22 protein-coding genes and 1 pseudogene are annotated in these 23,681 nt (G+C 64.1%); 14 read left to right on the plus strand and 9 right to left on the minus strand.

Annotated features, from left to right (window positions below):
• Positions 1 to 498 carry a flagellar basal body-associated protein FliL gene (fliL, locus tag ACS7SF_RS24870; RefSeq protein ID WP_439893140.1) on the minus strand — a complete coding sequence of 166 codons (498 nt, stop codon included), beginning with the start codon at positions 496 to 498 and terminating at the stop codon, positions 1 to 3.
• 492 nt (positions 499 to 990) lie between these two features.
• On the opposite strand from fliL, the gene ACS7SF_RS24875 reads away from it, so the two are divergent.
• Positions 991 to 2,727 (plus strand): putative bifunctional diguanylate cyclase/phosphodiesterase, encoded by a 1,737-nt coding sequence (locus ACS7SF_RS24875; RefSeq protein ID WP_439894478.1) that lies wholly within the window; start codon positions 991 to 993, stop codon positions 2,725 to 2,727.
• A gap of 134 nt (positions 2,728 to 2,861) precedes the next feature.
• Here ACS7SF_RS24875 and ACS7SF_RS24880 read toward each other — a convergent pair whose 3' ends face one another.
• A complete protein-coding gene (locus tag ACS7SF_RS24880; protein ID WP_439894479.1) occupies positions 2,862 to 3,497 on the minus strand; it encodes a LuxR C-terminal-related transcriptional regulator in 636 nt (211 codons plus the stop codon).
• A 421-nt stretch (positions 3,498 to 3,918) separates the two neighbouring features.
• Between ACS7SF_RS24880 and ACS7SF_RS24885 the strand changes: the two are divergent.
• The 4 genes and pseudogenes from ACS7SF_RS24885 to ACS7SF_RS24900 all read left to right on the plus strand — a co-directional run bounded on the left by ACS7SF_RS24885 (position 3,919) and on the right by ACS7SF_RS24900 (position 7,892).
• Positions 3,919 to 4,741 (plus strand): annotated as a pseudogene (locus ACS7SF_RS24885) (flagellin N-terminal helical domain-containing protein).
• 204 nt (positions 4,742 to 4,945) lie between these two features.
• Entirely contained in the window at positions 4,946 to 6,991 is a 2,046-nt protein-coding gene (gene fliD, locus ACS7SF_RS24890; RefSeq protein ID WP_439893141.1) for a flagellar filament capping protein FliD, read from the plus strand.
• Positions 6,992 to 7,043: 52 nt separating this feature from the next.
• Positions 7,044 to 7,481: a flagellar export chaperone FliS gene (fliS, locus tag ACS7SF_RS24895; RefSeq protein WP_439893142.1), complete on the plus strand. Its 438-nt coding sequence runs from the start codon at positions 7,044 to 7,046 to the stop codon at positions 7,479 to 7,481.
• 54 nt (positions 7,482 to 7,535) lie between these two features.
• A complete protein-coding gene (locus ACS7SF_RS24900; RefSeq protein ID WP_366170303.1) occupies positions 7,536 to 7,892 on the plus strand; it encodes a flagellar protein FliT in 357 nt (118 codons plus the stop codon).
• 11 nt (positions 7,893 to 7,903) lie between these two features.
• Here the strand turns inward: ACS7SF_RS24900 and ACS7SF_RS24905 are convergent, their stop codons facing one another.
• The 5 genes from ACS7SF_RS24905 to fliE form a co-directional block, all read right to left on the minus strand.
• Positions 7,904 to 8,347 carry a MarR family winged helix-turn-helix transcriptional regulator gene (locus ACS7SF_RS24905; protein WP_439893143.1) on the minus strand — a complete coding sequence of 148 codons (444 nt, stop codon included), beginning with the start codon at positions 8,345 to 8,347 and terminating at the stop codon, positions 7,904 to 7,906.
• A 65-nt stretch (positions 8,348 to 8,412) separates the two neighbouring features.
• Positions 8,413 to 8,835, minus strand: coding sequence for an organic hydroperoxide resistance protein (locus ACS7SF_RS24910; protein WP_439893144.1), 423 nt, complete (start codon positions 8,833 to 8,835; stop codon positions 8,413 to 8,415).
• A 165-nt stretch (positions 8,836 to 9,000) separates the two neighbouring features.
• On the minus strand, positions 9,001 to 10,335 hold the full coding sequence (locus ACS7SF_RS24915) for a glycosyltransferase (RefSeq protein ID WP_439893145.1): 1,335 nt from the start codon (positions 10,333 to 10,335) through the stop codon (positions 9,001 to 9,003).
• 11 nt (positions 10,336 to 10,346) lie between these two features.
• On the minus strand, positions 10,347 to 11,459 hold the full coding sequence (locus ACS7SF_RS24920; protein WP_439893146.1) for a glycosyltransferase: 1,113 nt from the start codon (positions 11,457 to 11,459) through the stop codon (positions 10,347 to 10,349).
• A 67-nt stretch (positions 11,460 to 11,526) separates the two neighbouring features.
• Complete coding sequence (gene fliE / locus ACS7SF_RS24925; RefSeq protein ID WP_439893147.1) at positions 11,527 to 11,865, minus strand: flagellar hook-basal body complex protein FliE; 339 nt, start codon at positions 11,863 to 11,865, stop codon at positions 11,527 to 11,529.
• Between the two features lie 248 nt (positions 11,866 to 12,113).
• Here fliE and fliF point away from each other — a divergent pair, with 248 nt between their 5' ends.
• The 6 genes from fliF (at position 12,114) to ACS7SF_RS24955 (ending at position 19,402) form a co-directional block, all read left to right on the plus strand.
• A complete protein-coding gene (gene fliF, locus ACS7SF_RS24930; RefSeq protein ID WP_439893148.1) occupies positions 12,114 to 13,973 on the plus strand; it encodes a flagellar basal-body MS-ring/collar protein FliF in 1,860 nt (619 codons plus the stop codon).
• Entirely contained in the window at positions 13,970 to 14,962 is a 993-nt protein-coding gene (gene fliG / locus ACS7SF_RS24935) for a flagellar motor switch protein FliG (RefSeq protein ID WP_366170289.1), read from the plus strand. Before fliF ends, fliG begins: the two co-directional genes overlap by 4 nt.
• Positions 14,963 to 14,997: 35 nt before the next feature.
• Positions 14,998 to 15,738: a flagellar assembly protein FliH gene (gene fliH, locus ACS7SF_RS24940; protein WP_439893149.1), complete on the plus strand. Its 741-nt coding sequence runs from the start codon at positions 14,998 to 15,000 to the stop codon at positions 15,736 to 15,738.
• Complete coding sequence (gene fliI, locus ACS7SF_RS24945) at positions 15,728 to 17,167, plus strand: flagellar protein export ATPase FliI (protein ID WP_439893150.1); 1,440 nt, start codon at positions 15,728 to 15,730, stop codon at positions 17,165 to 17,167. Before fliH ends, fliI begins: the two co-directional genes overlap by 11 nt.
• A gap of 116 nt (positions 17,168 to 17,283) precedes the next feature.
• Positions 17,284 to 17,748 (plus strand): flagellar export protein FliJ, encoded by a 465-nt coding sequence (fliJ, locus tag ACS7SF_RS24950; RefSeq protein WP_426399056.1) that lies wholly within the window; start codon positions 17,284 to 17,286, stop codon positions 17,746 to 17,748.
• A gap of 37 nt (positions 17,749 to 17,785) precedes the next feature.
• On the plus strand, positions 17,786 to 19,402 hold the full coding sequence (locus ACS7SF_RS24955) for a flagellar hook-length control protein FliK (RefSeq protein ID WP_439893151.1): 1,617 nt from the start codon (positions 17,786 to 17,788) through the stop codon (positions 19,400 to 19,402).
• A 366-nt stretch (positions 19,403 to 19,768) separates the two neighbouring features.
• Here the strand turns inward: ACS7SF_RS24955 and ACS7SF_RS24960 are convergent, their stop codons facing one another.
• Entirely contained in the window at positions 19,769 to 20,752 is a 984-nt protein-coding gene (locus tag ACS7SF_RS24960) for a DedA family protein/thiosulfate sulfurtransferase GlpE (protein ID WP_439893152.1), read from the minus strand.
• A gap of 150 nt (positions 20,753 to 20,902) precedes the next feature.
• Between ACS7SF_RS24960 and ACS7SF_RS24965 the strand changes: the two genes are divergently transcribed.
• Positions 20,903 to 21,451, plus strand: coding sequence for a GNAT family N-acetyltransferase (locus ACS7SF_RS24965; RefSeq protein ID WP_439893153.1), 549 nt, complete (start codon positions 20,903 to 20,905; stop codon positions 21,449 to 21,451).
• 261 nt (positions 21,452 to 21,712) lie between these two features.
• Here ACS7SF_RS24965 and ACS7SF_RS24970 read toward each other — a convergent pair whose 3' ends face one another.
• Positions 21,713 to 22,498, minus strand: a complete 786-nt coding sequence (locus ACS7SF_RS24970) for a S24 family peptidase (protein WP_426399052.1) — start codon at positions 22,496 to 22,498, stop codon at positions 21,713 to 21,715.
• Positions 22,499 to 22,702: 204 nt separating this feature from the next.
• Here ACS7SF_RS24970 and ACS7SF_RS24975 point away from each other — a divergent pair, with 204 nt between their 5' ends.
• Together ACS7SF_RS24975 and ACS7SF_RS24980 are read left to right on the plus strand one after the other, a co-directional pair.
• Positions 22,703 to 22,990: a MarR family transcriptional regulator gene (locus ACS7SF_RS24975; protein ID WP_439893154.1), complete on the plus strand. Its 288-nt coding sequence runs from the start codon at positions 22,703 to 22,705 to the stop codon at positions 22,988 to 22,990.
• Positions 22,991 to 23,130: 140 nt separating this feature from the next.
• Positions 23,131 to 23,559, plus strand: coding sequence for a hypothetical protein (locus tag ACS7SF_RS24980; RefSeq protein WP_439893155.1), 429 nt, complete (start codon positions 23,131 to 23,133; stop codon positions 23,557 to 23,559).
• The last annotated feature ends 122 nt before the right edge of the window (positions 23,560 to 23,681 follow it).

Below are 23,681 nucleotides of genomic sequence, written 5' to 3' on the forward strand. Positions count from 1 at the left end.
TCACTGGATCACAAAGTTGGTGAACAGGACGTCCGCCACCGGCGATTCCTTGCCGACGGCCTTGAACACCTCTTCGCACTGTTCGACGATTTCCTTGGACAACTTGCCCTTGCCCTCGGCCGAGTACAGCTCGGTGGGTGCCTTGCTGGCTAGCAACGTCAGGACCCGGCTGCGCAGCTCCGGCGTATAGGTCTTGATTTCGTCTTCGGCATGCTTGTCGAAGCTCTTGAATGTGATGCCGATCTGCAGGTAGCGATCGTTGCCTTCTTCGGGCTGCAGATTGACGGTGAGGGTTTCCATGGCCACGAACACCGGCTGTTTCGGCTTGGGCGGCGCGGCGGGGCCGGCTGCGGCGTGATTGCCGCCGCCGAGGAAGAACCAGGCAGCGGCGCCGCCCATGCCGACGAGCACGAGCACGATCAGGATGATCAGCAGCAGCTTGGTGGAGCCGCCCTTGGCTGGGGCGGGGGCAGTGGTAGCGGCAGCAGCTTCGGCCATGGGGATCACTCGGGAACAAAGGGGGGATTGGCTTCCCGGCTCTGGCGCACGTTGCAAGCCATAGAGTCGGGTTCTCGGATGGCATTCTTCCTCAGCTGTGTCCACCTCATTCTGACAAGAAACGCGGTCAATCCCGCCTATCTCGGGGGTTTGCGATGCCGCCAGCGTGCTGATGCAGTCCTAAAAAGCGATTTTCAATGCGCATTTCAGCTGCTGAGGCAATCACATAGGTGTCTTGTCAAGCGCGCAGGCCCGTCTTTTGGCGCAAATGTGACGCCGGTCCGAAAGATTTGCGGGCACCTGCCGTTGTAAGTGGGTAGAAGGCGCCGGCGTAGTCCGGCCCGCACACTTGCCTTGTCGGAAGCCGTCTTGAACCCTCTACCTTTTCCCCCGCGTGTTGCCCTGGCAACGGTCGATGCCGACGGCCTGCCCGCCGATTGTCCGGCGCGCGGCGAACTGCCGGGCTTCTGCCCCAAGCTGGATCTGCTGTCGATGGTCAACGCGCTCACCGAGGGCATCCTGGTTTGCGGCGCCGACCGGCGCGTCACCTACGCCAATCCGAGCGCGGCCCGGCTGCTGGGCATGCCGATGGACGCACTGATCGGGCGGTTGCTGCCCACGGTGGTCAATTCGGCCGTCGACGAATTCGAAGCCTCCATCCACGAGGCCGACTGGCCCGATCGCGACGTACTGGCCGAGGGCCAGCCGCAACTGAACCAGATCTTCGGTCTGCATTGCCAGGATGGCCGCACCGTGTGGGTATCGAGTAACTGGACGCCGCTGTATACCCAGGGTGGCCAGTCGATGACCGCCTCGCCGACGGGCGCAGTGGAAGGCGCGCAGCCGTATTCCGTGCTGGTGTCGCTGGTGGACATTACGCAGATCCGCGAGGCGCAGCAGCGCATCCGGCATCTGGCCACGCACGACACGCTCACCGGCCTGCTGAACCGCTCCGCGCTCGAAGATCGGCTGGAGCACGCGCTGGCCATCGCGCGCCGCAATCGCTCGCGCGTGTCGGTCATGTTCCTGGACTTGGATCGTTTCAAGAACGTCAACGACACGCTGGGCCACCAGTTTGGCGACATGCTGCTGCGGGAAGTGGCCGCGCGCCTGCAGGCTTGCGCGCGCGAAGCCGACACCGTGGCGCGCCTGGGCGGCGATGAATTTGTCGTCATGCTCGAGGCGCTCGACAGCATGGGCACGCGCCGCGTGGCCGAGCGCATCCTGTCGGCCATCAGCGCGCCGTTCTATATAGAGGGGCAGGAGCTGTATCTGGGGGTGTCGATCGGCATTGCCGTGGCACCGCACGACGGCGACGACCCCAACACGCTGCTGCGCAAGGCCGACGCCGCCATGTACCTGGCGAAAGAGCGAGGGCGCAACAACTTCCAGACCTTTACGAGCGATCTGGACGACCGTGTCTCACGCCGTTTCCGCATCGAATCGGGCCTGCGCCGCGCCAGCGACCGCAACGAGTTCTACGCGGACTACCAGCCGCGTGTGGACGTGCGCAGCGGCCGCATTGTCGGCGTGGAAGCGCTGATCCGCTGGAACTCGGCCGACTTCGGCCAGATGATGCCCGGCCAGTTCATCCACGATGCCGAAGAGACCGGGTTGATTGTCGAGATCGACCGCTGGATCCTGCGCGCCGCCTGCGACCAGCTCGCGCGCTGGCGCCGCATCGGACTGCCGCATTTACGCATGTCAATCAACCTGTCGGGGCAGGCTTTCAGCTCTGGGCAGTTGAGTTCGATGGTGCGCAAGGCGCTGTGCACCAGCGGTCTGCCCGGCAATGCGGTGGAGCTGGAAATGACCGAAGGCATCTTGATTCGCGACGATCCGTCATTGCATGCGCTGCTCACCGAACTGCGGGCGATGGGCGTGTCGCTGGCGCTGGATGACTTCGGCACGGGGTATTCGTCGCTGTCGTATCTGCACCGGTTCCCGATCGATACGCTCAAGATCGATCGCTCGTTCGTGCAGGATTTGCCGCACGTGGCGGAGCGCGCAGCCATCACGCGAGCCATCATCATGATGGCGCAGGCCATGGGCATGAAGACCGTGGCCGAAGGGGTGGAGACCACCGGGCAGCTCGAGTTCCTGCGCGAAGTGGGGTGCGATGAGTTTCAGGGCTACCTGCTCGCGCGCCCGCTGGAACCGACCGCCGTGCAAGACCTCGTGCGCGAAAACGCCCGCCGCTACGGCGAGCGCGTCCCACGGTTTCTATAAGTCTTGAGTCAATTTAGGGTGTCCTGGAAAGCGTAGCGAGCGGCCCTAGCTTGGTGGGAGAAGCGCAGCCGTACATAGGTACGGCGAGCATCGCACCGCCAAGATCGGGCCGCGCAGTAGCTTTACGGGGCACCCTATAGTTGCAGGCCGTTGCTGACGACATACACCGTCAGCTCGGCGTTGTTGCGCAGCTTCATTTTGGACAGCACGCGGCCGCGATACACGCTGACGGTCTTGGCGCTGATCTGCAGTGCCTCCGCAATTTCACCCAGCGTGCGGCCCGAGCCGAGCATGCGCAGCGTCTGGAATTCGCGGTCGGAGAGGATGTCGTGGCGGGGCTTGTCCCAGTTGACATTCAGGTTATCGGCCAGCACCTCCACCAGATCGGACGGCAGGTACTTCTTCCCCTTGGAGATGGCGTTGACGGCCGCGAGCAACTGCGGCTGGCTGGCGTCCATCGGCAGGTAGCCGGAGGCGCCGGCCTTGAGCGCACGCACGGCCAGCAACGCTTCAGGATGGCGCCCGAGCGCCAGCACGGCCAGGCGCGCATGTTGCTGGCGCACGGCCTTGATGGTCTGGAATTCGTCGCCAGAGGCCGATTCCACTGAAAACAGCATGACGTCCCACTCGCGCTCGGCGAGCAGATCGTTGTTGGCGTTGCGCAGGTCTGGCACGGCCTCGATCTGCCGGGCCAGGCGCGAATCCTTGAGGATCTGGCGCAGGCCGACACGGGCAATATCGTGCGGTTCGACGATCAGGACATTGAGCATGATGGGCGTTGCGGTCAAACGGCTCGCGTTGAGCTCTTCTACCCGCCGGATGGCGACGCGCTGCAGTGCCGTGCCGGCGGGGCTTGCAACTCCCCATCTGTGCGATAGCGCTCTCTATAGATAGGCACGGGGCGCTTTGGGTCTGGTCGGTCGAGTATAGCCGAGGGGCTGCCGCCCAAGAAGCCGGCCCATTGCTTCTTTTGGAGGGCCCTGGCCGGGCCGCAATCCCGGGTACCCGCCAGCCCAAACCGCCGCTGGCGCACAAATTTGTCAAGTTGGCCCTAAACTTTCTCTGGAGGCCACCGATAACCTGAGTACAACGCAGACCTGATCCCCTTCAAGTTACAGGTCACGTTGCCCGGCCTAGCCGGAACGAGCAACCAATCGGGCAACAACGCCATCGGGAATCTTAGGAGCCGTCATGTCCCTCAGCCTTAATACCAACATCTCGTCCCTGCAAACGCAACAAGCTCTGTCGGCATCGAAAGACGCACTGCAGACCTCGCTGCAACGTCTGTCGACCGGTCTGCGCGTGAACAGCGCCAAGGACGATGCCGCTGCTTACGCTGTGGCCTCCAGCCTGACCACCACGCTGAACGCACAAACCCAGGGTATCCAGAACGCCAACAACGGCCAGTCGTACCTGCAAACGGCCGACTCGTACCTGAGCCAGGTTGAAAACAACCTGCAGCGTATGAACCAGCTGGCAGTGGAAGCCAACAACGGTGGTCTGTTCGACCGCTGACCAGGCCAACCTGGACAAGGAATACCAACAGCTGGCCACGGCCAACAAGAACATCGAAACCAACGCCAACTACAACGGCGCCAAGCTGTTCGATGGTTCGGTTGCATCGACGTCGTTCCAGTACGGCCAAAGCTCGTCCACGGACGTTGCCACGGTCACCAACGCCAACCTGTTGACCTTCGGTACGCTGACCGGCACGAGCGTGACCAGCGCCGCCAACGCCACGGCAGCCCAAGCCGCCATCGCCACCGACCTGACCGCACTGAAGTCGGCACGTGCCAGCCTGGGCGCCCAGCAAGCCGGTCTGAGCTCGACGATCAACACGCTGACCTCGTCGAACACCGCGCTGTCGGCTGCCAAGTCGGCCATGATCGATACCGACTATGCGTCGGAAACGTCGAACATGACCCGTCAGAACATCCTGCAACAAGCGGGTACGGCCATGCTGGCGCAAGCCAACTCGGCACCGAACAGCATCCTGAACCTGCTGAAGGGCTAATCTTAGTCAGCAGACAGATGCTGCCCCGGCCTTCCCGATTTTCGGGCGGCTGGTGGCACAAAAAGGCCGGCGTTCCTTATGGGGCGCCGGCCTTTTTCTTTGCTGACGGCACACTGTGAAGTGCTGCCGACATGCCCTAAAGAAGTGGCCGGCGCTGCCGTTGTGTAGGGAGACTCCCGCCGCAGCCGCTTACCCCTTCAGAACATGGCGACCACGACCACCTCTTCCACGAGCAGTTACGTTCCGCCGATCTCCATTCCCGGCATCGGGACGAGCATCGACGTCAACACGCTGGTGTCCAGCCTGATGAAGGTGGAAAGCCAGCCGCTGACGCAATTGCAGAGCCAGCAGAGTTCGTACCAGACGCAGCTCTCGGCGGTGGGCACGCTTAAGAGCTCGCTATCGACGTTTCAGACGGCGCTCTCTAGCCTGACCAATCTGAGCAACTACAGCGCCATGAAGGCGAGCGGCTATGACACCTCGGTGCTGAGCGCCACGGTGGGCAGCTCGGCCAAGGCTGGTTCGTACGCCGTTAATGTGACCCAGCTTGCGCAGTCGCAGGTGCTGGCGGCGCAGGGGCAGACGTCCACCACGGCGGCCATCGGCAGCGGGGCGTCGACCACGATTTCGTTCTCGTTTGGCACGGTGTCGGGCGGCACGTTCTCGAACGGCCAGTACTCGGGTTCCACCTTTACGCAGAACGGCAACTTGCCGGGCGGCTCGATCACGATCAACTCGTCCAACAACACGCTGTCGGGCATCCGCGATGCCATCAACTCCGCCAACCTCGGGGTATCGGCCAGCATCGTCAATGATGGCAGCGGCAACCCGTACCGCCTGGTGTTGACGTCCACGGCGGGTGGTTCCAGCTCGGAGATGAAGATTTCCGTGTCGGGCGATTCGACCCTGCAATCGCTGCTCTCGCAAGACCCGGCCGGCACCCAGAACATGACCGAAGTGACCACGGGCCAGAACGCCCTGGCCACGGTCAACGGCATTGCCGTGCAGAGCCCGACCAACACGTTGTCGAACGTGGTGGACGGCACGTCGTTCACGCTGGCCAAAACGGGCAGCACCACCGTGTCGGTGGCCAACGATCCGACCGCCACGACCAACGCCGTCACCAGCTTCGTCAACGGCTACAACGCGCTGCGCACGCAACTGAACAACCTCACCCACATCGACACCGCCAACAGCGCCAACAATGGCCCGTTGGCTGGCGATGTGAGTACCAAGACGCTCGTCAACCAGATTACCGATGTGCTGGGCCAGGCGGTTGGCAATGGCGCGTATCAGTCGCTGGGCAGCGTCGGTATCACGATGAATTCGGACGGCACGCTCACGCTCGACAACAGCAAGCTGTCGACCGCGATTGCGTCGTCGCCCAGCCAGGTGGCTGCGCTGTTTGCGGGCACCGGCACGGCCACGGATTCGCTGGTCAGCGCGACGTCGTTTTCGGACACCACGCGGGCGGGCAGCTATGCCGTGAACGTGACACAACTGGCGACGCAGGGCTCGCTCAAGGGTTCGGCGGCGGCCAATACGACCATCACGGCGGGTGTCAACGACACCATGGCCATCAGCGTGAGCGGTATCACCACCAACATCACGCTGCCGGCCGGCAGCTACAGCGCCACGGGCCTGGCTGCGCAGATCCAGAGCCAGCTCAACGCGTTGACAGGTTTGCAGGCAGCGAAGATTACTGCGTCGGTCTCGGCCGATGCCAGCGGCGTGCTGACCATCGCTGACAATCAATATGGCTCGGCTTCCGTGGTGTCGGTGTCGGGCAGCGGCGCGTCGTCGCTCTTCGGCGCAGGTCCCACCACGGTCAATGGCCAGGATGTGCAAGGCACCATCAACGGTGTGGCAGCAACAGGCTCTGGCCAGAATCTGTATGGCGCCACGGGCACGGCGGTGGATGGGCTGACCGTGCAGGTGACGGGCGGCACGGTTGGCAATCGTGGCACGGTGACCGTGCAGCGTGGCTATGCCGCGCAGCTCAATACGGTGATGACCGGCCTGCTGTCGACCACCGGCATGGTGCAGAACGAGACCGATTCGATCAACAGCTCGCTCAGCTCGCTCGCCAATCAGATTACCGCGATGCAGACGCGCCTGGATAACAAGCAGGCGCTGTACTACACGCAGTTCAACGCGCTGTCTTCCCTGGTGGCCAGCATGTCGAACACCAGCTCTTACCTGACCACGCAGCTCGCGGCCCTGCAAAAGCAGACCTCGTCGAGCAACTAAGTCAGAACGAACGCAACGCCCATAACAACATCATTCAGTGAGGACCTTTCCCATGTACGCAGCTCGCCGCGCTATCGGTGCCTACGCGCAAGTCGGCATTGAAACGTCCGTGGTAGATGCCAACCCGCACCGGTTGATCGCCATGCTGTTCGAGGGTGCACGCGCGGCCATCAACGTGGCCAGCGCCGCCATCCAGCGCGGTGATGTGCACACCAAACTGCGTGCGTTTGACAAGGCCATCTCGATCATCGGCCAGGGCCTGCAGGCCAGCCTCGACCACCAACGTGGCGGCGAGATTGCTGTGCAGCTCAACGGCCTGTACGACTACATGCTGCGCCGCCTGCTGTTGGCCAACGGCACGAACGACGTGAGCATCCTTGCCGAGGTCGATGGTTTGCTCGTGCCGCTGCAAGAAGCGTGGCTCGCCATTGGCCAGCCTGGCGCGGTGCATAGCAATGGCAGTGGCAGTCATCTGAGCGTTGTGAGCTGACGCGGCTGGCCGCGCAGCACCTCTTTAATGAAATCGGCCCTACCTGGAGCCAACATGCAACGGAACATCCCGATCAAGGACAGCGAAAGTCTGTTCACCTGCTACGAAGCCATCGCCCGCCTGACTGCGGAAATGGTGGGCGCGGCTGAAGTGGGAAACTGGGAAGTCGTCAGCACGCTTGAACGTGAGAGCGCCACCTATGTGGATGCGCTGCGCCGTTCCGAGCCGCATCCGCATCTGTCGCGTGCCGACATCGAGCGCAAGCGCGTGCTGCTGGTGCGGATTCTCGAAGACGATGCCCGCGTGCGCGCGATGGTATATCCGCGCCTGGACCGTCTGCAAAAGCGTATCGACACGGCGCGTCGTGCAACGACGGCCAGCAACGCTTACGGCAGCATGGCGCGTTTCTGATGTACTGAGTTTCAGCCGCGGTCATCCGCCGTGGCCAGCGCATCCAGCAGTTTGCGCAACACTTCTCGCGTGGCACCGATCTCGCCCAGTTCGAGCGGAATCTTGCACACCAGCGCTTCCGGCACTTTCGTCGCACGTTCACGCAGTGCACGGCCGGCATCGGTCAATTCAATCACCACGCGGCGCTGATCATCGCGATCCCGCGTTCGGGTCAGCAACCCTTGTTCTTCCAGCCGCTTGAGCAGCGGCGTCAGGGTGCCCGTATCCAGATACAGCGTGCGGCCGAGATCGCCCACGGCACACGGCGCCTGCTGCCAGCAGGCCATCATCACCAGATATTGCGGATAGGTCAGCCCCAGCTCGTCGAGCAGCGGGCGGTACAGCCGCGTCAGCAAGTGGCCTGCGGCGTACAACGGAAAACACAGCTGCTGATCGAGCGCCAGCACGTCGTTCACGGAAACACTCCAGGGGGACGGCCTTGGCGCTCGTGCAGCGGATGCCGCAGCGGCCCGAAGGGGGCTCAGCGCGTGACCGTGGTCAGTTGGACGTCAATATTGCCACGGACGGCATGCGAATAGGGGCAGACCCCATGCGCCGCAGCAACAAGCGCTTCGGCCGTCGCCTGGTCCACGCCACCCAGCGTGGCGGCCAACGACACGGTCAACGCAAACCCACCGTCTTCACGCGGGCCAATGCCAACGGTAGCCGTGACCGCTGTCGAGGCAAGTTTGATCTGCTTGGCCCGCGCCACGTGGAGCACGGCGTTTTCAAAGCACGCCGCATAGCCCGCGGCAAACAGTTGCTCGGGGTTGGTGGCCGCGCCGCCGGCACCGCCGAGTTCGCGCGGCAACGACAGCGCCAAGTCCAGCGTGCCGTCTACGCTACGCACATGGCCAGCACGGCCGCCTTCTGCGGTGACTTGGGTTTGGTAAAGCGTCTTCATGGTCAGGTCCTTTGGAGTGAGCGGGTAATGAACAGCGGCGCCTGGCTATGAAGATAGCATGCAATTATATTGTGTCAAATATAAATATGGGCGTGCAGGGGAAAAAGGCGAACGGAGGGAAGGACAGCGCACGCCGCTACTTAAGCGGCGTGACGCCTGCGTGGCTTACTGACGCTTGCTGGCCAGCATGAACAGCGAGATGGCGTTGAAAAACCACATCCCGTCGATGTTCCAAGGGGTGTACTTCTTGATGGTGTTGGAGAACGTGTACGGCGTGTACCAGCAGTTGTGGTCCGGGTGCACGACTTCGACGAAGGTCTGCGTGTCGTGCAGGTAGTCGAAGTGGCGCGCGTGGCACTGGAACGCGTCCGGCACGGTGATTACGTATGAATGCGTCTTCAACGAGTCGAGCTGTTTCAGGAAGCCGGCCACATCGGGCACGTGCTCCATCACCTCGGGCACCAAGACCAGGTCGTACTCGTCTTGAATGTCTTCAAAGCGCGAGAACAGGCGGCCGCAGGTATAGGGTTCCAGCGCCTTCAGGGCCTCGGCATGGATATCGAAGCCATCGAGCTTGGCGCACACCGATTCCAGCGCCAGGTGCAGCGAGGTCTGCGGATCGGTGATCGGCCAATCCGCGCAGCCGATGTGCAGCACGCGCTTGCCTGCGCACAGTGTCTTGAACACGTTGACGCGGCTCGCCTTCATCACGTTGGTGCTGACCTGCACCCGTTGCACGAAGTACGGGTCGTGCGCGTCTTCCAGCGTGGAGCGTGACGGCGCGGGTTGCGACGGTGGCGTGGCTTGCGCAGGTGCAGGCGCTGCGGCGGCAGGGGCCGGTTGCGCCGGCTGGCCATTTGCGCTGAATTGCTGCTGGTAGAGAGTGTCGTAGCTGTTCTTTGTGCTGCCCCACATCTGGTGGGCGTACACGGGGCCTGGGCCGTTGTACTTCACGCCCGAAAAATGCTCGGGGATGAAGTAGTGGCTCGGCAGAATGCGCAGCGGGTGGTACTGGTAGCGCTGGTACGACTCCGTCAGGCGCTGCGGGCCCACCGTCTTCCAGGCACGGTCGTGAATCACCGAAGGCGCGTTGTGGATGTCCTTCATGATCTGCTGCACGAACGGGTTGCCCGGCTTGCAGCCAAAGTAGCCGGCGGCAATCAGGCCCGGGCGGGCGATCTCGCTTTCCCAACAGGCAAAGGCTTCGCAATCGAGCAGGCTGTCGTCGAGCGGGCGCAGGCAGATGCTGTCGGCATCCAGCACGATGCCGCCCTCTTTGTAGAGGATCTCCCAGCGCATCATGTCGGCCACGCCGTTGAATTCGCGGTCGAGCATCGCGTCCATGTGGCGGGCATTCAACCACTTGTGCTCGCCCAGAGAGGCGTTGCCCCAGATCTTGATCTGGTAGTCCGGGTTGAGCGTGGCCCAAGTCTGGATGCAGTTGTCCGGACGCTTGCTCTCGTCGCCGACCCAGATGAAATGCAGTGTCTTTGGAATCATGGTGTGTCGCCTCACGCAGCCTTGGCGCCAGCATGGGCACCAGGACGTTCTTGCATCTGGCGGGCGATATCGAAATAGTGGTTGGCCTTGCGGGCGAGGGCCTCGCTCTTGGCGCGGTACGTCTGTGCCAGATACCGGGCGGCGGCAAAGCTGCCCCGGCCGAATACGCTGGCTTCCAGCTTGGGTTGATCGCCAATCTCCAGGCACTTGAGGAAGGCGTTTTCCGCCATCGGCAGCCATTGGGTTTCGGCCTGGGCGGGGTCACGGGCGGCGGCCTCGAACATCAGGTGGCCGAGCATGTAGAAGTAATCGGGCGAGCCGGACCACTCGTCCATCCATTCGCCAGCCAGGGTGAGGGCCTCGTCCAGCTGTTGCGATTGGCTCAGGCACGCCAGCAGGCAGATACACACGTCGTGCCGGTAGGGCGCGCTCTTGGGCACCAGCGGAAGCGCGCGACGATAGTGCTGCGCCGCCTGCGCTGGGTCTTTCTGGTGAATCTCGAAATCCTTGCCGAGCTGGTAGTGCACGTACGGATCCTCCGGGCGCGCGGTCAACTCAAGCTGCAGCAGGGCGTGATTGCGCCCGCGCTTCTTGTCGAGCTTGGCATTCATGTAGCCATCGTGGCCGGCCACCAGCGGCAGACGCACCAGCTTCAGATTGCCGGTGGGCTGTTCGTGGATCCGCCCTTGGTAGCGCACGCCGCGCGGCAGCAGGCGGGGGATCCAGCTATTGGTGTGTTCCACGTGGCCGGCGACGTCGTATTCGCTGCGCACGCACACCACGCCCAGCAAGGGCCCGAACGTGCAGGCTTCGCGCAAGTCTTCCGTGCCGCTCTCCAGCCACTCGTCGGCGTCCAGAATCAGGTTCCAGTCGGCATTGGCGGCAGCCAGCGCTGCGTTGCGGGCGGCCGAAAAGTCGTCCACCCACGTGAAGTGGTGCACCTGAGCGCCGCATGCCCTGGCAATGGCCGCGGTGTCGTCGGTCGAGCCGGTATCCAGCACGATCATCCGGTCGACGTGCGGCTTGGCGCTCAGCAGACACCGCTCAATGCAGGCCGCCTCGTCGCGGGCGATGACGACCAGCGCGAGTTCAGGCCGGGCGCGGTGTTTGGCGTGTTTGGACATGCGGGCTCCCACTGGCGCCAGCCAGCAGCGGATACAGAGCAGCGAGGAAATCTGGCCGCGTGTGGCGTCAGATCGACATGCTCATGATGGTTTGGTACGCCGAAACCAGCTTGTTGCGCACCTGCACGGCAGTCTGGAAGTCGATGTTGGCCTTCTGCAGCGACAGCATCACATCGTGCAGGTCGACATCGTTGCTGCCCATTTCAAAGCTGCGCGAAATGCTCTCGGCCTTCTGTTGCGAGGCGTCCACCTTGTCCAGCGACGACTTGAGCACCGAGCCGAAATCGACGCTGACCTTGGCGTCATCCCCGCCCGCACTGCCGCCACCGATGCCGCCGATCTGGCTGGATGGCGCCAGCACGCTGTTCATCAGCGACACCACCGAGTTGGCGTTCGTAATATCCATGTGATTAAAACTCCCCTTTGTTCCGGGCTTGTTGCTGTGTGCGGAGCCAGCGGTTTTCAGGCCGGCATGGCGCCACGGTGATGCAAAGGTAGCCGCCCGCCCGCCGGTTCCAAGCGCCCAAAAGAACGGGAAAAGGCCCTCTTCTTGCCGATTTGCTTGCCCACCCGCTGCCGATAATGGCAACCACGGAGCCATGCCCGCTTTCCGGGTTCGGGGCTCAAGCAACGCAGTCAGTCAGGAGATTTGGGATGCCAACGACAGCCGATTCGGTTGCTGTCGCCGACACGCTCGGTACGGTGGATATGCCGGCGGTAGGCCAGGGCGCAGTCGTGCGCCAGAACACGGGAGCGCTCAGTGCGCTGGGCCCGTTCGGCCGTCTGTCGCCGCGTCTGCTCATGATGATCGGCGCCGCCGCCCTGGTGGCCGTGATCGCTGCCGCCACGCTGTGGAGCCGGGGGCCGGATTACCGTGTTCTGTTCAGCAACGTGAGCGACGCTGACGGCGGCGCCATCATCGCTGCCCTGCAGCAGATGAACGTGCCGTATCGCTTTGCCGACGGCGGCACGGCCATCATGGTGCCGGAAGCCAACGTGCACGAAACGCGCCTGAAGCTGGCGTCGCAAGGGCTGCCCAAGGGCGGCCTGGCTGGCTTCGAGCTGATGGAAAACCAGAAATTCGGCACCAGCCAGTTTGCCGAACAGGTCAATTACCAGCGCGCCCTGGAAGGCGAACTGGCCCGCACCATCCAGGCCATGCAGGAGGTGCAGTCCGCCCGCGTGCATCTGGCGCTGTCCAAACCCTCGGTGTTTGTGCGCGAGCAGGCCAAGCCCAGCGCTTCGGTGCTGCTGACGCTGTATCCGGGCCGCATGCTCGATCGTTCGCAGGTGCAGGCCATTGGCCACCTGGTGTCGAGCAGCGTGCCGAACCTGCCGCTGGCCAACGTGACGGTGGTGGACCAATCCGGCCGCTTGCTGTCGTCGTCGTTCCAGGACAACGCTTCGGGCCTTGACCCGACGCAACTGAACTACGTGCGCGAAGTCGAGCAGGGCTATATCAAGCGCATCGAAGCCATCCTCGGCCCCGTGGTGGGCGAAGACAACGTGCGCGCGCAGGTGACGGCCGACGTTGATCTGGACAACACCGAGCAGATGGCCGAGACGTACCGTCCGAACCAGGACCCAGCCAACGCCGCCGTGCGCAGCACGCACACCGCAGAAGCCATGCAGAACAAGGCTGATGCCCAGGGCGGCGTGCCGGGCGCGCTGTCCAACCAGCCGCCGACCGCGCCGCGCATGTTGCCGACCGCACCGGCACCGGCTTCGCAACCCGCTGCAACGGGCCCGAACGGCCAGCCGCAACAACCGGCCGCCGCTGCCAGCGCAAATGGCACGACGTCCAACGGCGCCACCGGGGGGGCCACTTCCAGCACTCGCGACACCACCACCAACTACGAAGTCGACAAGACCGTGCGCCGCACGCGCGCTGCGGTCGGTACCGTGCGCCGCTTGTCGGTGGCCGTGGTGGTCAACTACCGCGCCGACGGCAAGGCCTGGAAGCCGCTGTCCGACACCGACATGACCAAGCTCAACGCGCTGGTGAAGGATGCCGTGGGCTTTGACGCCAAGCGCGGCGACTCCGTGAACGTGGTCAACAGCCAGTTCTCGGGCACGCTGCCGGTGGCCAAGGATGACCTGCCGCTGTGGAAACAGCCGGACATGATTCAGTACGCCATCCAGGCGGCCAAGTACCTGGCGCTGGCGGTGGGCTTCCTGATCCTGGTGTTTGGGGTGCTGCGCCCGCTGATCCGCTCGATGGGCAAGAAGGCGGACCCGCAGTCGGCCACCGGGGCCACCTTTGTGGGCCGCGAGGGCGAGGACCCGAACGCGCCCATCATCACCGGCGCCGCGGCGTCGGCCGGGCCGGAACTGGAAGGCCCGATGTCCGGGGCTGGCCCCGCTGTGGGCGGCGCCGACGAAGAACTGCCGGACGCCCTGCCGCAACTCAAGAACAACGACTTCGAGAAGAAGCTCGAAACCATGCGCCGCGTGGCGCAGAGCAACCCGCGCGCCGTCGCGGCCGTCATCAAGCAATGGGTGAATAACGAATGAGCGCCGAAGGACTCCAACGCAGCGCCATCCTGATGATGTCGCTGGGCGAAAGCGAAGCCGCTGAGGTGCTCAAGCACCTGGGCCCGCGCGAAGTGCAGAAGCTGGGCGCGACCATGGCCGCGCTGAAGAACGTGTCGCGCGAGCGCGTGCTCGACGCCTTTGACGCCTTCTTTGTCGAAGCCGAAGACCTGCCGCTGGACGTGGACTCCAACGAGTACATCCGTACCGTGTTCCGCAAGGCCCTGGGTGACGATCGCGCCGCCAACATCATCGACAGGATCCTTTCGGGTGGTGATACCAGCGGCATCGAAGGCCTCAAGTGGATGGATGCCTCGTCGGTGGCGGAACTGATCCGCAACGAACACCCGCAGATCATTGCGACGATCCTGGTCCACCTGGACCGCGATCAGGCTTCGGAAATCCTGACCTATTTCACCGAGCGCCTGCGCAACGACACCATCCTGCGTATCGCCACGCTCGACGGCATTCAGCCGAGCGCCCTGCGCGAGCTGAACGACGTGCTGACCAAGCTGCTGCAAGGTAACGACCATCGCAAGAAGAGCGCGATGGGCGGTGTGCTCACGGCCGCGGAAATCCTCAACCTGGTGCCGAGCGCCGTGGAGTCGTCCGTCATCGAGGGCGTGCGTTCGCGCGATCCGGAACTGGCCGACGCCATCGTCGAGAAGATGTTCGTGTTCGACAACCTGATCGACCTGGACGGCCGCGCACTGCAGACGTTGCTGCGCGAAGTCAGCCAGGAAGTGCTGGTGGTGGCGCTCAAGGGCGCCAAGCAGGAGTTCCGCGACAAGGTGTTCGCCAACATGTCGCAGCGCGCCGGCACGATGCTCAAGGAAGAGCTGGAAGTGCTGGGCCCCGTCAAGGTGTCGGAAGTCGAAGCGCAGCAGAAGGAAATCCTGGTGGTGGCACGTCGTCTGGCCGACGAAGGCGAAATCACCATCGGCCGCAAGGCGGAGGACGCGTATGTCTGACCGTGCTGGCCGCATTGCTGTAGTGGAGCGCTGAGATGCCGCGCCCGCCGATCATCCCGCGCGACACGCTGGTCGAATACCGGCCGTGGGAGCCGACCGACTTCGTGCGTGAAGCCGAGCTGGCCGCGGCTGCCGCTGCACCGCCGCCGCCGCCTGAGCCCGAACCCGAAGAGCCGCCGATTTCTGAAGAGGAATGGCAGGCCGCGCTGGACGCCGAACTGGCCACCGCCCGTGATGAAGGCCGCCGCGATGGTTTTGCACAAGGCTTTCAGGACGGCTTTGAACAAGGCCGCCGCCAGGGTGAAGAAGAGTCCAGGCAAATAGCCGCGCTCATGCAATCCGTGCGCGAGGCGGTGGATCAGCTGAACGGCAGCGTTGCTGAAGAACTGGTGGATTTGGCGCTGCAGCTGGCGCAGCAGTTTCTGCACGGCGCGCTGCATGCGCAGCCCGAGCGCATTCTGCCGCTGGTGCGCGAGGTGCTGGGCGATGCCCCCACCGCACCGGCGCCCGCCATGCTGCGCGTGCATGCGGACGACGCCGAGTTGATCCGCCAGATGCTGGGTGCCGAGCTGGCCGCCGCCGGCTGGACCTTGGTCGTCGATGCCGCCATCGAACGCGGTGGCTGCCGTGTACAAACCCGCTTTGGCGAAACCGACGCCACGCTGCCGACACGCTGGGCCGAACTGACCCGCGCGCTGGGCCGCGATACCGCATGGATTGCCAGCGAACGCTCGGAAGCCGAGCGCGTGGCAGGAGGAGCGCTCCATGTCGCTTGAGACCGTGCAGCCGTCGGGGCAGGGCGCCGCCAGCAACCCCAACGTGCGTCTGTGGCAGGCCCACTTGCAGCAGACCGCCAAGCGTGCGCGTCTGGCACGTCCGGTGGTGACGTGCGGCAAGCTCACCCGCGTGGCTGGACTGGTCATGGAAGCCGTGGGCCTGAAGCTGCCGGTGGGCAGCGCCTGCCGTGTCGAGTTGCCGCATGGCCGCCACGTGCTAGCCGAAGTGGTGGGCTTTGCCGAAGAGCGCGCCTTCCTGATGCCGCAGACGGACCTGGTGGGCGTCGTACCCGGCGCGCGCGTGTTCCCGCTGGAGCCGCAACACCTGCCCGCGGATGCAGCCGACCCGACGATTTCACACAGCAAGTTCCTGCCCGTGGGCCCGCGCTTGCTGGGCCGCGTGGTGGATGCCAACGGCGAGCCGCTCGACGGCAAGGGACCGCTGGGTACACATGAGGAACTCGCCTGGGGCTCGCTCAGCCCCGCGCCGCTGAACCCGCTCAAGCGCAAGCCGATCGAGCATGTGCTCGACGTGGGCGTGCGCGCCATCAACGGTTTGCTGACGGTCGGCCAAGGCCAGCGCCTGGGCCTGTTTGCCGGCTCCGGCGTCGGTAAGAGCGTGCTGCTGGGCATGATGGCCCGCTACACGCAGGCCGATGTGGTGGTGGTGGGCCTGATTGGCGAGCGTGGCCGCGAAGTGAAGGAATTCATCGACGAGATCCTCGGCGAGGAAGGGCTTGCGCGTTCGGCCGTGGTGGCCGCGCCGGCCGACAATTCGCCGCTCATGCGCCTGCAGGGCGCCGCTTACGCGCACACCATTGCCGAGTACTTCCGCGATCGGGGCTGCAACGTACTGCTCATTGTCGATTCGCTCACGCGCTATGCGATGGCGCAGCGCGAGATCGCCCTGGCCATCGGCGAGCCGCCGGCGACCAAGGGGTATCCGCCCTCGGCGTTTGCCAAGCTGCCGGCGCTGGTCGAACGTGCCGGCAACGGCATGGTGGATGCGAGCGGCCGCGGCGGCTCCATCACCGCGTTCTACACCGTGCTGGCCGAAGGCGATGACCAGCAGGACCCGATTGCCGATGCCGCGCGCGCCATTCTGGACGGCCACTTTGTGCTCTCGCGCAAGCTGGCCGAGCAGGGGCACTACCCCGCCATTGATATTGAACAGTCGATCAGCCGCGTGATGTCGGCCATCGTGCCGCGCGAGCAGCTCGATACGGCCCGCCGCTTCAAGCAGCTCTATGCCCGCTACCAGCGCAACCGCGACCTGATTGCCGTGGGCGCCTACGCACGCGGCAGCGACCCGATGACCGACCAGGCCATCGCCCGCTACCCCGACATGGAAGCGTTCCTGCAGCAGGGCATGTTCGAGAACGAAAGCCGCGAGCACACGCTGGAGAAGATGCTTGGGGTGCTCGCATGAGGGGCTCGTTTGACAGTGTGAAGTTGCAAGCGCCGTCCCAATTCGGCAAACCGGAGGCTAAAGCCCCGGAGTTTGTGACCGATTGGTTGATGTAACGGGAAACTGGAGGGTCTCGCATGACCACCATGAACAAGCCGTTCCGCCTCGAAACCGTGCTGGAACTGGCCCAGAAGGACACCGAGAAAGCCACGCAGGAAGTCGGCCGCCTGATGAACACGCGCGAGGCCGCCACGCAAAAGCTGGCGCTGCTGTCCGACTACCGCAACAACTACCACCAGCAGATGCTGGCGACCGCCGGTGACGGCATCGATGTCACGCGCCTGCGCAACTACGCGGCCTTCATCGACCGCCTGGGCAACGCCGTGCACCAGCAGAAGGGCACCATCAACGCCCTGGAAAACCAGCTTGCCGCCAGCCGCGCCAACTGGCTGGAGAAACAACGCCGAGAGCAGTCGTTCGACATCCTGCGCCAGCGCCACATTGAAGAGCAGCGCCTGGACCAGGAGCGCCGCGCCCAGCGCGAAAACGACGAGCACGCCGCCAAGGTGATCCGCATGCGTGCGGCCCAGAGCGGCAATTGAACTGAACACGAACGCAGAACGCCAAGACGGAGTTACCGTGGGTTTGAGTGCCACCCCCAATGCTGCCCAAAGCGCTGCCGCGAAAGACCTGAGCGGCATGCTGTCGGCCAGCAACACCGCTGCTGCTGACAAGACGCAAGCGACATCGTCCGGTACCGATACGTTCGGCAACCTGCTGTCGAATCGCCTGCAACAGGATCGCGCCGCGCAAGACGCTGCGAGCCGCCGCGCGGATGCGCAATCCACGGCCGACGATGCCGCCGGCCGCCGCGCAGATATCGCCCGAAAGGACGCTGCCCGCGCCCACGCCGCCCGAAACGACCGCAGCGATCGGAACACCCAACCCGCCGATGCCAACGCGTCGACTCAGCCTGCAACGCCCACCGCTAGCACGCCAGACGCGGCCAACGCCAAACCGGCCCAGCCGGCAGATGCCAAGGACCTCGATGCCGCAGCGGCCCAGGCTGTCGTAGACCCGGCCGCACAACTGGCGGCCCAGATCGAAGCTGCGCGCCAGGCTGCACAGCAGGCGGCCGCGACCGTGCTGCCGCAGCAGCCAGCTACCCCCTCGATTGGCGATACTGCCGCAGCAGCAGCGCAACCGGCCGGCAAATCCACCGCAACCGATGCCGCAACGCTGGCCGCATTGAACGCCGCCGCTGCTGGCACGCAGGGGCAGGGCACCACTGACCCCGCCACCGTGGCGCAAGCCGGCCAAGCCGCACTGCAAGCCGCCAAGGATGGGAAGGACGCCAAGGCAATCGCCGGTGCAGCGAGCACCGCCAACACGCCAACGCGGTCGGCTACGGCGTTGCCCGACAACGCTTCGTTGGCGCAGACCTTCGCGCGCTCGCGTGCTGCCGCCGACAACACGCCGTCCACGGTGCGCCAGCTTGGCAGCACGTCGCAAACGCAGGGCGCCAGTGGCGAGCACGGCCTGCCCAAGCGGGCCGAAACGAATACGCACAGCACCGTCACGCAAACCGCCACTGCGGCCGTGGCCGATGCCAGCCAAGCGGGCAATGGCGGCAACGCCGGCGCGCACGCTGAAGCGCAAAACGCAGGCACGCAGTTCCAGGGCGTGCTGGCGCGCGCCAATGGCGATGCCAGCATGGCGGCACCGACGTTTGCTGTCGGCAATGCTGGGGCGACGGGCGCTGCAGCCACCGCCGTCACGCCAGCACAGATTCACACGCTGCCCACGCTGGGCGATGCCGCGTGGCCGCACAGTATGGCCAGCCAGCTCGCCTTCATGCAGGTGCATCGTCAATCGTCGGCCGAACTGCAGTTGAACCCGGCCGAGCTGGGTGGGCTGCACGTCAAGCTGGACGTCGACAACGGCGCCGTCAACGCCAGCTTTGTCTGCCAGCACCAGGCGGTGGCAGAGCTCGTGCAAGACGCCATGCCGCGTTTGCGCGACGCCATGCAGCAAGGCGGCATGCAGCTCGCACAAACCTCGGTCAGCACGGGCGACTTCAGCCAGCAGCAGAACGCATCGCAAGGCTCGTCTGCGCAAGGCAATGGCGATGGCAACGGTGCCAACGGTGGTGGCCGCTTTGGCGGCAACGCACAAGGCCGCGCGAATGCCAGCACCGTGGCGGTGACGCCGCAACGTGCATCCAGTCACGACGGCGCCATCGACACGTTTGCGTGATGGGCTGCGATGATGCGCACCCCGAAGGGAGGGGCATCTAAAGTTTGGCTAAGGCCAGTCGTTAATTGTTGGGAGTGCCGTCATAACGGCCAGCCGCAAGGCGACGAAAGCAACGAGAAGGACGGGAAGTAACGCAAACGTAACCGCATGCAGCACGCGGCGACGTTGTGATGAATAACAAGGGGGTCAAGTCCGACTGGCGAAGACGGGATCAAACGGGGATCACTTCGCCACATCCGCCTTCGGGTGGATGCCAACGGACCGATGCGGCGTGTCCGAGCCGGGGGGCTGGCGCACCGCATGTTTGCCGTACTTACGGGAAAGCGCACTGAGAAGTGCGCTTTTTGTTTTTGGAGCGCCGCAAATTCAGGCGCGTGCCTCGGCGGCTTGCAGCGTGGCCGGCGACACCGGTACCACGTGTTCCACACCATAGCCGCGCGCGACCCACGCATCGATACCGCCATGCAGCGGACGCACGCGCTTGAAGCCGCGGCTCACCAGCGTGCGCGCCACCATCACGGCGGATGCCTCGTTGGGGCAGGCGCAGTAGATGATGATCTCGCGGTCGGGGCCGTCGATGTCGAGCGCGCTGTCCTTGCCCTTGCTGGACATGTCGTACAGCACCGCGCCAGGAATGCGTTGCGGCTGCACTTGGCGCGAGCTGTCCGCCCGCACGTCGATGATGACCGGCGCTGCGCCCGATTCGATCAGCGCATGCAACTCATCGGGCGAGATGCGCACCATCTCCAGCATCTTGCGAAAGCGCCAGCGCTGCAGCCAGCGCGCGGCCACATACACCGCTGCCAGTAGCGCGATCAGGGCGACGGCGCGCGTGCCGAGTTCGTCAAGCTGGCGCAGCGCCTGATCGATGCCGTCGTGCGCCATGCGCCCGAGCATCAGCCAGATCGCCGCCCACAGCGCTGAACCGCCCAGGTTGTACAAGACGAACGTGCTGAACGGCGTGCGCATGGTCCCCAGCAACGCTGAAGACACCGTCGACAACCCCGGAACGAATTTGGAAATTAGCAGCAGCGGTGCACCCCAACGCTCGAACTGGGTGCGGGTGCGCCGCACGCAGGAATCCGGCGACAGCGACACCCGGCACAGCAGCGCCATCACGTGCCGGCCATAGCGCTTGCCGGCCAGATACCACAGGCCGTCACCGATGAGCGCACCGGTGATGGCCGCGGGCAGCAATTCCATGAAATACAGCGGACCGCTCAGCGTGAGCGCGCCACCCACCAGCAATGTCGGCACGGCGGGCAGCGGTGCGCCGGCTTGCGTCAGCAGCACATTCAGGAAGACGGCAAACGCACCGTATTCGGCGAGCAGGGGAAATAGATCGTGCATGACGGGGCGATGGGGCGGGGCGCAAATGCGTCTGCCAAGTTACCGCATTCCCGCGTCGCCCGATACCCATGCCAGCGTGTCGCTGGGGGTGACGTGCGCATCATGTGGGATTGGCGTGACAATAGGGTTTTCTTATCCGTGTTCCTTGCCATGTCTTCCGCAATGCCCACCGACGTTTCCGTTTCCAAGCGCGACGCGGGTGCCATCGGCATTCGCCCCGCCACACTGGCTGACCTGCCGGCCATTGTCGCCATCTACACGCACCATGTGCGCACCGGCACCGCCAGTTTCGAAACCGAGCCGCCTGATCTGGCTGAGATGACGCGTCGCTTTCAAACCCTGCAAGACGCCGGCATGCCCTACGTGGTGGCTGAAGCCGACGGCAAGCTGCTCGGTTATGCCTATGCCGGCCCGCACCGTGCGCGGCCCGCGTATCGCAACACGGTGGAAGACTCAATCTATCTGGATACCGCTGCACAGGGGCGTGGCGTCGGCACCATGCTGCTGCAAGCGCTCATCCGCGAATGCCAGGCGCGCGGCTTCAAGCAGATGGTGGCGGTGGTGGGCGGCGGGTATGAGAACCCGGGCTCGGCCAAGTTGCACGCGCGCTGCGGTTTTCGCGAGGTGGGCGTGCTGGAGAAGGTCGGCTACAAGTTTGACCGCTGGCTGGATTGTTTGTTGATGCAGCGGTCGTTGTGAGGTGGGGCAAAGCGCTGCATTGAAAGGCTGGGAGGTTCCACGCCTTGCGCGTGGCTTCAAGAATGCGGTTCAGTGTTTCAGTCTCAGTCATTCCGTTTGCGTTGGTTGCTGGTGCGCCCAATGCGCGCCAGACAGACCCACATGTTAGATGTTTCTAAAGACAATGTCAAGAAAAATCTAACTATTAGCGTTTAGAACGTTGCGGGCGCAAAGAAAAACCCGCCGTAGCGGGGTCTCCATATATGTGGGCGCAGGCAGCGCTTAGAAGTCGCCCATCCCCGACCGGTACTTCACCCGGCCCACGATATCGATGTGCTCGAGTTGCTCGGGCGGGACGATGAACGGGTCGTGCTTTTCCTTGTTGTCGCTCACCACGCGGATCGAGCCGTCGGGCAGGCGGAACAACCGCTTCACCAGCATCTCGCCGCAATACACCAACGCAAACACGCCGCCGCCCGTGGGGATGCGCCGGTCCGCCTTGTCGACGACCACCGTATCGTCGTCAAACAGGCGCGGTTCCATGCTGTCGCCACGCACCTTCACGGCCACCAGGTGCTTGGGGCTGGCGTCTAGCCGGCGCACGTAATCGGCCTGGAATGGCAGTGGCTCCTTCTCTTCCACGTGCCATGTTTCGCGGCCGTTGCCGGCGGAAAGCGCTACGTCAACATGGGTGATGAGGATGGTGGTCTCGGTCGGCAACTCGTCCAGGCTGTCGTACGTGGTGATGGGCCGCGCCGGAAAGCCCTTGCTGTGCGCCGGCGCGCTGGCAGCCGTGCGAACGACATCGCCCGCGCTGCCGCCGGACGCTTGTGCCGCGGCATCGGAGAACGGCGTGTCCATGATCCGATCGGCAAACCCCAGCTTCTTCTCCAGCCGGCGCGCGGCGATGTCGCCAATGCTGCGGCCGTCCTGATAGGTGCGCGACAGGAACTGCGCCACCTGCGAGCGCGAGTAGCCGTACTGACGCTCGAACTCCGAGCGGTCACCGTTGACGAGGGTTTGGATCCAGTAGGTCAGCCACTGGCGGCGGTTGTCGTAGATGTCCATGGGGCGCATTAGAGCAAGAAACTTCTAACGTGTGGTTTAGAAACATCTTGACACTGTAGTTTAGAATCATCTAAATTACAACCCATCGGCCAACCTTCCCGCCCCGTCCGCTCCTCCCACTACTCCCCCGGGGACTGCCGAGCCGATCGATCCGAATCTCGTTCAATCCGCGCGCATCTTGCCGCGCGACTGGAGTCTCTTCCGATGACCGTTGCCCAAACTTCGATGGATGTCTTCCGACGTGGCCGCACCACGTCAACCGCCAAGCTGCAGTGCGATCGCATTGCCGACTACGTGGCCCGCTCCGGCACCGCCACGATTGCTGAAATTGCGCAGGCGCTGCGCATTGAAAAGTCGAGCGTCTCTGCACGCCGCAGCGAATTGATTGCCGCCAAGCGGCTGGAACTGGCCGAAGAACGCAAGTGCAGCGCCACGGGCCGCTGGGTGCAATCGGTGCGTGCGGTGCCCGCGCCGGAGCGCCTTATGCAGTAGAGGTGAGTGTCCCGATTTTGCGCTGGCTGCGGTGAATACGACGAACACAGCAACAGCGCACGGCGCGAGTGACGCGTGCCGAACTCTGTCATCAATAAGCTGCCATCAATAAGCACTGAACAAAAAAAAGGAAGCAGAACATGGGAATCGAAGACCGTTTGGAAAACTGGAGCCGCGTGGTACGCGACCCGAGCTGGCAACCGCAGTACTGCGCATCGTGGGCGCGCTTGGCCGTCGCCATGCGCGATGCCGGGACCGGCGCGCCGCAAGCCATCATCACCGTCGATGTGAATGACGGCTGGCTGGTAGAGCGCGCCTGGCAGAAGATTGCCGACCCGGTGGCGAAACGTTTGCTGCAGTATCACTACGTGCACCGCATGCCAGCAGAGATGGTGTGCCGCATCCTTGTGCGCAAGTACGGCGCGTCGCCGCACACGCTCAAACATTGGAAGGTGCGCCTGGCGAAGGCGCAGTCGATCATGTCGCACGTCATCGATTCGGAAGCCGCACGCGTGCAGATGGTGAAGGCCGTGCGCGCGGCCGCTGCAGCAGCGCCGATGTACGCCTGAAAAATTTTTCGAATTTTTTTTCGCACACCGCTTGCACAGAACATATCCCCTTCGTATTCTGTTTCCCAGATGTTCGATTGCCCTCGCGGCGTAACCGGTTCAGACCGAGACATGCACCCCAC

It is taken from the genome of Ralstonia sp. 25C, from assembly GCF_051904805.1.
Lineage (GTDB): Bacteria > Pseudomonadota > Gammaproteobacteria > Burkholderiales > Burkholderiaceae > Ralstonia.